The 12,306-nt window shown below is 62.0% G+C and carries 9 protein-coding genes; all 9 read left to right on the forward strand.

Going from position 1 to position 12,306, the window contains the following annotated elements; translation table 11 throughout:
- Nucleotides 1–207 precede the first annotated feature (207 nt).
- The 9 genes from glnE (at nucleotide 208) to AC4LFW_RS21205 (ending at nucleotide 12,282) form a co-directional block, all read left to right on the forward strand.
- Nucleotides 208–3,150, forward strand: a complete 2,943-nt coding sequence (glnE, locus tag AC4LFW_RS21165; protein WP_491821848.1) for a bifunctional [glutamate--ammonia ligase]-adenylyl-L-tyrosine phosphorylase/[glutamate--ammonia-ligase] adenylyltransferase — start codon at nucleotides 208–210, stop codon at nucleotides 3,148–3,150.
- Nucleotides 3,151–3,192: 42 nt separating this feature from the next.
- Nucleotides 3,193–4,116 carry a branched-chain-amino-acid transaminase gene (ilvE, locus tag AC4LFW_RS21170; protein WP_491821850.1) on the forward strand — a complete coding sequence of 308 codons (924 nt, stop codon included), beginning with the start codon at nucleotides 3,193–3,195 and terminating at the stop codon, nucleotides 4,114–4,116.
- An 81-nt stretch (nucleotides 4,117–4,197) separates the two neighbouring features.
- Nucleotides 4,198–5,232 carry a lipopolysaccharide heptosyltransferase II gene (gene waaF, locus AC4LFW_RS21175; protein ID WP_491821852.1) on the forward strand — a complete coding sequence of 345 codons (1,035 nt, stop codon included), beginning with the start codon at nucleotides 4,198–4,200 and terminating at the stop codon, nucleotides 5,230–5,232.
- On the forward strand, nucleotides 5,233–6,234 hold the full coding sequence (gene waaC / locus AC4LFW_RS21180) for a lipopolysaccharide heptosyltransferase I (protein ID WP_491821854.1): 1,002 nt from the start codon (nucleotides 5,233–5,235) through the stop codon (nucleotides 6,232–6,234).
- Nucleotides 6,234–7,355: a glycosyltransferase family 4 protein gene (locus AC4LFW_RS21185; protein WP_491821856.1), complete on the forward strand. Its 1,122-nt coding sequence runs from the start codon at nucleotides 6,234–6,236 to the stop codon at nucleotides 7,353–7,355. The genes waaC and AC4LFW_RS21185 overlap by 1 nt, the downstream gene beginning before the upstream one ends.
- A complete protein-coding gene (gene rfaP, locus AC4LFW_RS21190; protein WP_491821858.1) occupies nucleotides 7,352–8,167 on the forward strand; it encodes a lipopolysaccharide core heptose(I) kinase RfaP in 816 nt (271 codons plus the stop codon). The genes AC4LFW_RS21185 and rfaP overlap by 4 nt, the downstream gene beginning before the upstream one ends.
- Nucleotides 8,164–8,901, forward strand: coding sequence for a lipopolysaccharide kinase InaA family protein (locus AC4LFW_RS21195; protein ID WP_491821860.1), 738 nt, complete (start codon nucleotides 8,164–8,166; stop codon nucleotides 8,899–8,901). The genes rfaP and AC4LFW_RS21195 overlap by 4 nt, the downstream gene beginning before the upstream one ends.
- Before the next feature lie 100 nt (nucleotides 8,902–9,001).
- Nucleotides 9,002–10,429 (forward strand): lipopolysaccharide kinase InaA family protein, encoded by a 1,428-nt coding sequence (locus AC4LFW_RS21200; RefSeq protein WP_491821862.1) that lies wholly within the window; start codon nucleotides 9,002–9,004, stop codon nucleotides 10,427–10,429.
- A gap of 113 nt (nucleotides 10,430–10,542) precedes the next feature.
- A complete protein-coding gene (locus tag AC4LFW_RS21205) occupies nucleotides 10,543–12,282 on the forward strand; it encodes a carbamoyltransferase family protein (RefSeq protein ID WP_491821864.1) in 1,740 nt (579 codons plus the stop codon).
- Nucleotides 12,283–12,306: the final 24 nt, after the last annotated feature.

Below are 12,306 nucleotides of genomic sequence, written 5' to 3' on the forward strand. Positions count from 1 at the left end.
CGTATATGTTCTTGGATGTGATGCCGGGGGTAGAGCCGGGCCCTGTAGTTTTACTACAAAACAGCACTAGAGGCAGCCCCCTGTTGCGTTCATCAGTAGTAAAACTACATCCAGTGCGGGTCCGCTCCGTTTGCTGGTTCGGGCGCCAAGGGCTCTGTTCCGGGCGCTCCAGCGGTCCTGTAGTCATTTTTGCGCTAAGGGAACTTTATGAGTCTTCCATCACTGGTTCCACTGCCGACGTCTCTTCAACCTTTGGTCACCCGTGCAGAGGAGACGTTCCTCGCCGCGATGCGCGACTCGTCGGAGGCAGCGCGTCGGTTTTCCGCCTGGCCAGCGCAGCGTCGGTCGTCATTCGGTCGAGTGTGTGCCGCCAGTGACTTCGTTTGCGAACAGGTTAGCCGAGATCCCGAAATGCTGCTCCAGCTGGCCGACGGCGGCTTGCTGGAGCGATCGCTTGCTGGTGGGGAGATGCGGACGGCGTTGGCCGAGCTGCTCGTCGACTGTCCCGATGAAGAAAGCCTGGCACGCCTGCTGCGGCGCTTCCGCAACCGCCAGCAGGTGCGGATCATCTGGCGCGATCTGACCCGCCAGGCGGATCTCGCCGAAACCTGCGGCGACCTGTCCGACATGGCCGATGCGTGCATCGACTTGGCCTACCACTGGCTACACGTGCGCCACTGCGAGCAGTTCGGGGTTCCGACGGGCCGGCGCACGGGGCAGGCCCAGCATATGGTCATACTCGGCATGGGCAAGCTGGGTGCGCGTGAACTCAACCTGTCGTCGGACATCGACCTGATATTCGGTTATCCGGAAGGTGGCGAAACCGTTGGCGCGAAACGCTCGCTGGACAACCAGGAGTTCTTCGTCCGCCTCGGCCAGCGCCTGATCAAGGCACTGGATGCGCCGACCGTCGATGGCTTCGTATTCCGCGTCGACATGCGCCTGCGGCCCTATGGTTCGTCCGGCTCGCTGGTGCTCAGCTTCAACGCGCTGGAACAGTACTACCAGGACCAGGGGCGGGACTGGGAGCGTTACGCCATGATCAAGGCCCGGGTGGTCGGTGGTGATCAGGCCGCGGGGAAAGAGCTGTTGGACATGCTGCGGCCATTTGTTTACCGGCGGTATCTCGACTTCTCCGCGATCGACGCGCTACGCACCATGAAGCAGTTGATCCAGCAGGAGGTTCGGCGCAAGGGCATGGCCGCCAATATCAAGCTGGGCTCGGGCGGCATCCGCGAAGTGGAATTCATTGCCCAGGCCTTCCAGCTGATCCACGGCGGGCGCGATCTGAGCCTGCAGCAGCGCCCTTTGCTGAAGGTCCTCGCTACCCTTTCCGGCCAGGGTTATCTGCCTGCCGACGCGGTTGACGAACTGCGCCAGGCCTATGAGTTTCTGCGCTACACCGAGCACGCGCTGCAGGCGATCGATGATCGGCAGACGCAGATGCTGCCTGAAAATGAAACCGATTGTGATCGTGTCGCCTTCATCATGGGCTTCGGTGACTGGGAGGGCTTTCACCGGCAACTCCTCTATTGGCGCGGTCGAGTCGACTGGCACTTCCGACAGGTGATCGCCGATCCCGACGAAGACGAAAGCGCCGAAGGCGAAACGTTGGTGGGCGGCGAGTGGCTGCCGCTTTGGGAGCAGGACTGGGACGAGGACTTTGCCTGCCGCCAGCTGAGCGACGCAGGTTTCCGCGATGGTCAGGCTGCCTGCCAGCGCCTTGCGGCACTGCGCAGCGGCAATCAGGTGCGCACCATGCAGCGCTTGGGTCGCGAACGGCTCGATGCCTTCATTCCGCGGCTGCTGGCGCAGGCGGTCGAACAGGACGATCCGGACCTGGTGCTCGAACGCGTGCTTCCGCTGGTAGAGGCCGTGGCGCGGCGTTCGGCCTATCTGGTCTTGCTGACGGAAAATCCGGGCGCGTTGCAGCGCCTGCTTGAACTCTGCGCCGGCAGCCCCTGGATTGCCGAGCAGATCGCGCGCTTCCCTTTGTTGCTCGATGAGTTGCTCAATGCCGGGCGCCTGTTCAGTCCGCCGCAGGCGCCGGAGCTTGTCGCTGAGCTGCAGGAACGGCTGGCTCGCATTCCCGAGGATGATCTGGAACAGCAGATGGAGGCGCTGCGGCATTTCAAGCTGGCGCACCGCCTGCGGGTGGCCGCGTCCGAGATCGCCGGCACCCTGCCGCTGATGAAAGTCAGCGACTATCTGACCTGGCTCGCCGAGGCGATCCTCGAGCAGGTGCTGGCATTGGCCTGGCGGCATACGGTGGCGCGGCACGGTCAACCCCGTCGCGTGGATGGCTCGCCTTGCGATCCGGCCTTCATCATCCTGGGTTACGGCAAGGTAGGTGGTATCGAGTTGGGTCACGGCTCTGATCTGGACCTGGTGTTCATCCACGACGGCGATCCTGATGCCGAAACCGATGGCGTCAAGCCAATCGATGGCGCGCAATTTTTCACGCGGCTGGGACAGCGCATCATCCACCTGTTGACCACGCAGACCACTTCCGGCCAGCTCTACGAAGTCGATATGCGGCTGCGGCCGTCGGGGGTATCCGGGTTGCTGGTCAGCTCGCTGAGTGCCTTCGAGCGTTACCAGAGCAACGAGGCCTGGACCTGGGAGCACCAGGCGCTGGTGCGTGCGCGGGTGCTGGTGGGGTGTCCGCAGCTGGCGGCCGACTTCGAGAAGGTACGTGCTGCGGTGCTGGGTCGCCCTCGCGATCTTGATCAGCTGCGCCGCGAAGTCAGCGAGATGCGCGGCAAGATGCGGGACAACCTCGGAACCCGGGCAACTCAGGCCGGAATGGCCGACAAGGCCTTTCAGGCGGACGGCGAGTTCAATCTCAAGCAGGACGCCGGTGGTATCGTGGATATCGAATTTATGGTGCAATACGCGGCTTTGGCGTGGTCGCACCAGCATCCGCAACTGCTGCGCTATACCGATAACATCCGCATTCTTGACGGGTTGGAGCAGGCCGGGTTGATGACCGGCGATGAGGTTCGGCTGCTGCAGGATGCCTACAAGGCTTACCGCGCCGCGGCTCACCGGCAATCACTGCAGAAACTGACTGGCGTGGTGAGTGGGGACCAATTCCATGACGAGCGTCGCGCGGTGATGCGCATCTGGCGCGAGCTGGGGCTCGGCTGAACTCGTCAAACAGTATTTATCCGAATCTTGAGGTGGCAACTGATGTCGATGTCCGATCGTGATGGCGTGATCTGGTATGACGGTGAGATGGTTCAGTGGCGCGATGCGACCACCCACGTCCTGACGCACACCCTGCATTACGGCATGGGCGTCTTCGAAGGCGTGCGCGCCTACAACACGCCAGCCGGTACTGCGATTTTCCGCCTGCAGGCGCATACGGATCGCCTGTTCGATTCGGCACACATCATGAACATGAAGATGCCGTACTCGAAGGAAGAAATTAACGAGGCGACCCGCGCCGCCGTTCGCGAGAACAATCTGGAAAGCGCCTACATCCGCCCGATGGTCTTCTACGGATCCGAAGGCATGGGGTTGCGTGCCTCCGGACTGAAGGTGCATGTGATCGTCGCCGCCTGGCACTGGGGCGCCTACATGGGTGATGAGGCCCTGGAGATGGGCATCAAGGTGCGCACCAGTTCCTTCACACGCCACCACGTCAACATCAGCATGACCCGCGCCAAATCCAACGGTGCCTACATCAACTCCATGCTGGCCCTGCAGGAAGCCATCTCCGGTGGCGCCGACGAGGCGCTGATGCTGGATCCGGAAGGCTACGTCGCCGAAGGCTCGGGCGAGAACATCTTCATCATCAAGGATGGCGTGATCTATACCCCTGAAGTGACTGCCTGCCTAAACGGCATCACCCGCGCAACCGTCCTGACCCTGGCCGACGAGCTGGGCATCAAGGTGGTCGAGAAGCGCATCACCCGTGACGAGGTGTACATCGCCGACGAAGCCTTCTTCACCGGAACGGCCGCCGAAGTCACCCCGATCCGTGAAGTCGATGGGCGCAACATCGGCATCGGCCGCCGCGGCCCGGTCACCGAACGGGTGCAGAAGGCGTATTTCGATCTGGTGTCAGGCAAGACCGATGCGCATGCCGAATGGCGGACGTTGGTCAAGTAAGCCGCAAGTTGGAAGCCAGAAGCTGGAAGTGAAGACCACTCCGGCGCTCGCTTCCAGCTTCAGGCTCATGGCTTCCAGCTTATGAATATATTGATCGTGGGTCCCAGCTGGGTAGGCGACATGGTGATGGCGCAGACGCTGTTCGTCTGCCTGAAACAGCGCCATCCCGCTTGCCAGATCGACGTGCTCGCGCCGGAGTGGAGCCGTCCCATCCTCGATCGCATGCCCGAGGTGCGCCAGGCGCTGAGTTTTCCGGTGGGGCATGGCGTGCTCGACATGGCGACCCGCCGCACCATTGCGCAAAGTCTGCGAGGGCAATATCAACAGGCGATCCTGTTGCCAAACTCAATGAAATCGGCACTGGTACCGTTCTTTGCGGGCATCCCTAAACGCACGGGTTGGCGTGGGGAAATGCGCTTCGGCTTGCTCAACGACATGCGCAAGTTGGACAAAGGGCGCTACCCGCTGATGATCGAGCGTTTCATGGCCTTGGCCTATGAGCCCGGCGCAGAGCTGCCCAAACCCTATCCGAAGCCGTCCCTGCGCATCGTCGAGCAAACGCGCGCTGCGGCGCTGGCGCGTTTCCGGCTGTCTTTGGATCGGCCGGTGCTGTCGCTCTGCCCCGGCGCCGAGTTTGGCGAGTCCAAGCGCTGGCCGGCTGAACATTTTGCCAAGGTCGCGGAGGTCAAGATCCGCGAAGGCTGGCAGGTCTGGTTGTTCGGCTCGAAAAATGATCACTCGGTTGGCGAGGACATCCTCCAGCGTCTGATACCGGGGCTGCGTGAGGAGGCGGTGAATCTGGCGGGCGAGACGAGTCTTGCCGAAGCGATCGACCTGCTTTCATGCTCGGATGCGGTGGTCTCCAACGACTCGGGGCTGATGCATGTCGCCGCCGCGCTCGGGCGGCCGCTGGTGTCCGTCTACGGCTCGACCTCTCCGGCCTTCACACCGCCACTGTCCGACCAGGTGGAAGTGGTGCGGCTGGGGCTTGATTGCAGCCCCTGCTTCGAGCGCACCTGCCGTTTCGGTCACAACAACTGCATGCGCGAATTGAATCCAAGGCCTGTCATCGAGGCGCTGGGGCGCCTGGTTCCGCAGCCGGTCGAGGTGCGCTAGATGAGGGTCCTGCTGGTCAAGACCTCTTCGTTGGGCGACGTGGTCCACACGCTGCCGGCGCTCACCGATGCCCGCCGTCTCGTGCCCAGTATCCAGTTTGATTGGGTGGTGGAGGAGGGGTTCGCTGAGATCCCGGCCTGGCACCCAGCAGTCGCCCAGGTGATCCCGGTAGCGATTCGACGTTGGCGCAAGCAGCCGCTGCAGACCCTTCGCTCCGGTGAATGGCGGCGTTTCAAGGCGCGGCTGCGCGAAACCCGTTATGACCTCGCGATCGATGCTCAGGGGCTGCTGAAAAGCGCCTGGCTGACGCGCTACGTCGAGGCGCCGGTTGCCGGGCTGGATCGGGATTCGATACGCGAGCCGCTGGCGTCACGTTTCTATGATCGACGTTATGCCGTGCCCCGTGAGCAGCACGCCCTGGAGCGGGTCCGTCAGCTGTTCGCCCAGGCGCTCGGCTATCCGGCTCCAGAGACGACCGCTGACTATGGCCTGGATCGCAGTCAGCTGGCCGCGCCGGGTGAGCAGCCCTATCTCCTGTTTCTCCATGGCACGACCTGGCCGAGCAAGCACTGGCCCGAACGCTACTGGCGCGAGCTGGCCGAGCGGATGAACGAATTCGGTTGGGCAATTCGCCTGCCCTGGGGCAATGCAGACGAGAAGGCCCGCGCGGAGCGAATCGGCCAGGGATTGTCCGGCGCTTCGGTATTGCCGCGTCTCAACCTTGGCGGGATCGCCAAGGTTATCGCCGGTGCACGGGCCTGTGTCGCGGTCGATACGGGCCTTGGCCATCTTGCTGCGGCGCTGGACGTGCCGAGCATATCGCTCTACGGTCCGACCCTGCCCGGGCGCGTTGGCGCCTACGGTCGCTCACAGGTCCATCTCTGTGCGCCCGGACCGAACGCCGGCAAGGGCGATCGCCATACACCCTGCTTCGACGAATTGCCACCTGAGCGCGTCGCCAGCGAACTCAAGGCCCTGTTGCGGTCCGCGGAGACACCCTGATGCAGCTGGCCTTCATTCTCTACAAGTACTTCCCCTTCGGCGGGCTGCAGCGCGACTTCCTGCGCATTGCGCTCGAATGCCAGCGCCGCGGTCATGGTGTCCGGGTCTACGCGATGATCTGGGAGGGCGAGGTGCCCGAAGGCTTCGAGGTGCTGATCGCGCCGGTCAAGGCGATCTTCAACCACACCCGCAACGAACGCTTCACCGCCTGGGTCGACAGAGACCTGGCCAGCCGTCCGGTTGACCGGGTGATCGGCTTCAACAAGATGCCCGGGCTCGACGTCTATTACGCGGCCGACCCCTGTTTCGAGGACAAGGCGCAGACCTTGCGCAACCCCATCTACCGCCGCTGGGGGCGCTACAAGCACTTTGCCGAGTATGAGCGGGCGGTGTTCGAGCCGCAGGCAAGTACCGACATCCTGATGATCTCCGAAGTGCAGCAGCCATTGTTCGTCAAACACTATGCGACGCCTGCCGAGCGCTTTCATCTACTGCCGCCGGGCATCGCCCAGGACCGGCGCGCGCCGGCCAACGCGGGTGAGATCCGCCAGACGTTTCGCGAGGAATTCGAGCTGGGTAGCGACGAGCTGCTGCTGGTGCAAATCGGCTCGGGCTTCAAGACCAAGGGGCTCGACCGCAGCCTCAAGGCCCTGGCATCGCTTCCGCAGGAGTTGAAGCGGCGCACGCGGCTGTTCGTTATCGGCCAGGACGACCCGAAGCCCTTCCAGCTGCAAGCCAGGGCTTTGGGCGTGTCTGCGCATGTCGAGTTTCTCAAGGGCCGCAGTGATATACCCCGCTTCCTGCTCGGCGCCGACCTGCTCATCCATCCGGCCTACAACGAAAATACCGGCACCGTTCTGCTGGAGGCGCTGGTTGCCGGATTGCCTGTGCTGGTCACCGATGTCTGCGGTTACGCCCATTACATCGAAGAGGCCGATTGCGGACGCGTCGTTTCCAGTCCGTTCCAGCAAAGCCAGCTCGATGGCATGCTGGCGGAAATGCTGGCTGACGATGAGCATCGCACCCGCTGGGCGCAGAACGCCTTGGCGTATGCCGACCGCGCCGACCTCTACAGCATGCCCGAGCGGGCTGCCGACGTGATCCTGGCGGAACGTTCATGAAGCTGGTCCTTGCTGAACCCTTCAAGACGCTCTGGGCCGGACGTGACCCCTTCGAGGCCGTCGAACAGTTGCAGGGCCAGGTGTATCGTGAGCTCGAGGGCCGCCGCACCCTGCGCACCGAAGTGAGCGGACGCGGCTATTTCGTCAAGATCCATCGTGGCATCGGCTGGGGCGAGATCATCAAGAATCTCAGCACCGCCAAACTCCCGGTGCTCGGAGCAGGGCAGGAGTGGCGTGCGATCAAGCGCCTGCACAAGGTGGGCGTACCGACCATGACCGCCGTGGCCTATGGTGAGCGCGGCGGCAATCCGGCCACGCAGCATTCGTTCATCATCACCGAGGAGCTGGCGCCGACGGTAAGCCTTGAGGATTTCAGTGCCGACTGGCTGCAGAATCCGCCCGAGCCTCGCCTCAAGCGCGCACTGATCGCCGAAGTCGCACGCATGACCGGCACCATGCACCGCGCCGGCGTTAACCACCGAGACTGTTATATCTGCCATTTCCTGCTGCATACGGACACGCCGGTCTCGGCTGAAAGCTTCCGCCTGTCGCTGATAGATCTTCATCGCGCCCAGGTCCGCAGCGAAACGCCGCGACGCTGGCGCGACAAGGACCTGGCCGGGTTGTACTTTTCGGCGCTCGGGATTGGTCTGACAAGGGGCGACAAGCTGCGCTTTCTCACCGGCTATTTTCAGCAGCCGCTGCGTCAGATCATGCGCGACGAAGCGCCATTGCTGGCGTATCTGGAACGCAAGGCTGGCCAGTTGCAGAGCCGTTTCGAACGCAAATACGCGCGCGGTGCCGAGCAGTGAGTAATTGGCAGGTCGCTGCTGATCTCCCACCTGAGGCCGCCGATGCATTCTCAAGCCTGGAATCGGTGTTTGCGCTGGCAGGCGAGGCGATCGCTAGCGATCCGCTTTCCGAGGTCATCCGCGTCGGAATTGCCGGGCAGCATTTCTATGTGAAGCGGTACTGGGCTGCTGGCAAAGGCCTGCGGCGTTTCGTGGGGCGGCCCCGGGTCAAGGCAGAATGGCAGAATCTTCAACATTTCGATGACTGGGGGATCGCTGTCGCGCCTGTGGTTGCCTGGGGACTGCAGCGACGGGCAGGTTTGTTCCGGCGCGGCGCTCTGATTACTGAAGAGGTGCCCGGCACTACCGATATGGCGGCGATGGCTCTGGCCGATGACCCTCGCCTGGCCGATCCGGAGTGGGTGCGCCATGTCAGCGAACAGCTGGCTGACGCAACGCGCAAGATGCACGGACACCACTTCGCGCACAACGACCTGAAATGGCGCAACCTGCTGGTCGACGATGATGGCAGGCTGTTCCTGATCGATTGCCCGTCAGGCGACTTCTGGTGGGGCCCCGTTCTGCGCCACCGGATAATCAAGGACCTGGCATGTCTGGATAAGGTGGCGCGCTACACATTGTCCCGCACGCAGCGCCTACGTTTTTATCTGTGCTATCAGCAGCGAGCACGCATGATTCCCGAAGACAAAGCCATCATCAGAAAGACACTCGTTTATTTCGAGGGGCGTGAATGATGGTTTCCGCTTCGGCTGATGCCGCCAGTCTTCTCGGCAGGCTTGTTTTTGTTCGCGGTGCGCCGGGTATGCCGTGCTGCCGGCCCGATGGAGGATGGTCGTGAAACTCGAACAACTCCGCTCGGCCGGGCGCTCGCCGGTGTTGCCTCTGTCCGTCTCGCTAGGCGAAAGGGGTGAACTATGTCTTGAGCAGTGGCTGCGCGTTTTGCCGGGGCAGCGCTATGTGGCGCGAGCCCGTTGGCAAGGGCGCACCGTCTTGGCCAAGCTTTTGGTTGGCGATCGCGCCAGACGACATTTCGAACGTGAGCTCAACGGCGCGAAGCTGCTGGCTGGTCAGGCCCTTGCGACCCCCGAGTTGCTTGAGCAAGGTTTCGATGGCCAGAACGGTGGATGGCTGATCTTCGAGTTTCTGAGCGGGGCGCAGAGTCTTCAGGACGCCTGGCTTGACGTGTCTGGTCAGGTGCCGCTGAGCGATGGCCAGCGCGACGTGCTGGACATCGCGCTCGCGGAGATCGCACGGCTTCATGCAGGCGGGCTCTGGCAGAGTGACCTGCACCTGGACAACCTGATGCGCCATCAACAGCAGCTTTACCTGATTGACGGAGGCGGTGTCCGTGCGCAGAGGCCAGGGAGTCCCCTGTCCCGCGAGGGTGCGCTGGATAATCTGGCGGTTTTTTTCGCTCAGTTGCCGGTAGCGTTTGATCCTTTCATCGAAGAGCTTCTGGTGAGCTATCTGCTCGTCAACAACGCCCATGCGCTGCCGGTCGAAGCTCTGATGAGCAAGGTCGAGGCAGCACGATCCCGCCGACTCAGCGACTACCTGAAGAAGATCGGCCGGGACTGCACTGCTTTCAGTGTCCGCCGGAGCCTCAGCGGTCTGGTCGCGGTTCGGCGTGAGTGCGATACGCAACTGGCGGCGCTGCTCGATGAGCCTGATCGGTTCGTTGCCAATGGCATCTTCCTCAAGCAAGGCGCAAGCGCCACGGTCGCAAAGGTGCAGTTAGGGCTCCGTCCGTTGGTGGTCAAACGGTACAACATCAAGGGCCTGGTTCACTGGCTCAAGCGGTTCTGGCGTCCTTCGCGCGCCTGGCACAGTTGGGTCGAGGGGCACCGCTTGCGCCAGTTGGGTATCGCTACGCCGCTGCCACTGGCGGTGATAGAGACTCGCAGACTCGGACTGCGCGGGCGCAGCTATCTGGTTACCGAGCACGTGGATGGGCAGGATATACTCACGCGTTTCGGCGCCTATGTGGATTCGGCGCCCCCGGAGCAGGAGCTGATCGCGCTGGAACAGTTGCTCGCGGCGATGCTTCGATCCCATATCAGTCATGGCGATCTGAAGGGCACCAATCTGCTTTGGCAGGACGAGAGCTGGGCGCTGATCGATCTCGATGCATTGCAACAGCACCGTAGCCTGGCGCAGTTTCGTCAGGCTTTCGCCAGGGATCGCGCGCGGTTGCTGCGCAACTGGCCAGCGGATAGCGCCCTGTATCGTTTGCTGGACCAGCGTTTACCGAAAGGCAGCTAGAAGCAGGACGCTCGAAGCTGGGAGAGAAGCCCTCGGGCTAGAACTACACACGCGCTATTGCTTCGAGCTCCGGCTTTAAGCTCCAGACCGCTTTTTATTAGAGGCTTTTTCCAGTGGCACTGACAATCCTCGGCCTTTCCGGCGCCCTCAGTCATGACCCATCTGCCGCCCTGTATATCGACGGCAAGCTGATCGCCGCAGCGGAGGAGGAGCGCTTCGTGCGCGACAAGCATGCCAAGAACCGCATGCCCTACGAGTCGGCGAAGTTCTGTCTGGAGCAAGCGGGCATCAAGCCGTCTGACGTTGATGTGGTGGCCATACCCTTTGCTCCAATCAGCATTTCCGAGAAGGCCCGCTGGCACTACGCCAAGCGTTATTGGTACGCACCGGATCGTGCACTCGACGCGATACTCTTCGGCAACCGGCGTTACAAGCGATATCACAAGCGCATCCAGTGGTGCCTGCAGCAGCTGGGTTTCGATCTGAAAAAAATCAGGATCGAGCCGGTTGAGCACCATCTGGCCCATGCGTCGAGCGCCTACCACTGCTCGGGCTTCCAGGAAAAGACCGCGATTCTCGGTATCGATGGAAAGGGGGAGTACGCCACGACATTCTTTGGCTACGGCGAAAACGGCAAGATCCACAAGATCAAGGAGTTCTACGACCCGGACTCCCTCGGCGGGCTGTACGGCGCGATCACCGAGTTCCTCGGCTTCGAAATGCTCGACGGCGAATTCAAGGTCATGGGCATGGCACCCTATGGCGACGCGGCCAAATATGATTTCTCCCGGCTGGCAACGTTTGAGAATGGCGAGCTGACCATTAATACCGACTATGCCAATGTCATCGGCTTCCGCCGGTACAAGGAGAAGGGCAAGGGCTACTACTTCTCGCCCAAGCTGATCGAGTGGCTGGGACCGAAACGAGAAGGCGATATCGCTGACGATCCGTACATTCATTACGCCGCCAGCATGCAGGCCCTGTTCGAAAAGCTGGCGCTGCAAATGATGGATCACTACCTGGGCGATATCATCCGCGAGACCGGCAAGATCGCGTTCGCCGGAGGCTGCGCACTGAATGTGAAGCTGAACCAGAAGATCATTGCCCGCGACGAGGTTAAAGAGCTATTCGTCCAGCCCGCTTCAGGCGATGCAGGGACAGCGGTAGGCGCGGCGGCCTATGTTTCGCATCAGCGCGGCGTGCCGGTCGAGAAAATGGAGCATGTTTATCTCGGACCGTCCTACTCGAACGAGGATGTAATTGCTGCCTGTGCTAGACACCCGAACAAGCCTGCCTGGCAGCAGATCGATGATGTTCCTCAGCGCATCGCTCAAATCATGGTCGAGGGCAATCCGGTCGCCTGGTTTCAAGGCCGCATGGAATTCGGTCCGCGCGCCCTCGGCGGGCGTTCAATCATTGGTTGCCCAAGCATTCCCGGCGTGGCCGATCGAATCAATGAGCAGATCAAATTCCGCGAGCGTTGGAGACCCTTCTGCCCGTCTATGCTCGATACGGTTGCTGAGCAAATGCTCAAGGTCGACCACCCGAGCCCGTTCATGACCTTCACCTTCGAGGTCAACGAGGGCTGGAAAGAGCGTGTGGGTGAAGTGGTGCACGAGGACGGCACCTCGCGTGCTCAAGTGCTGGAGCGTCGCTTCAACCCGCGTTGGTACGACCTGATGCTGGAGCTGGAGAAACTCACCGGCAACGGCGTGTCGCTGAATACCTCGCTGAACCGTCGCGGCGAGCCAATGATCTGCTCGCCAACCGATGCGCTGAACATGTTCTATGGATCGGATCTGCAATATCTGATCATGGAGGATGTGTTGGTGGTGAAGGGCGGGGAAAAGTAGCTATGAGTCCCCCGGCAGGTCCCG

The sequence above is a fragment of the Stutzerimonas sp. C6.4V genome, assembly GCF_058536345.1.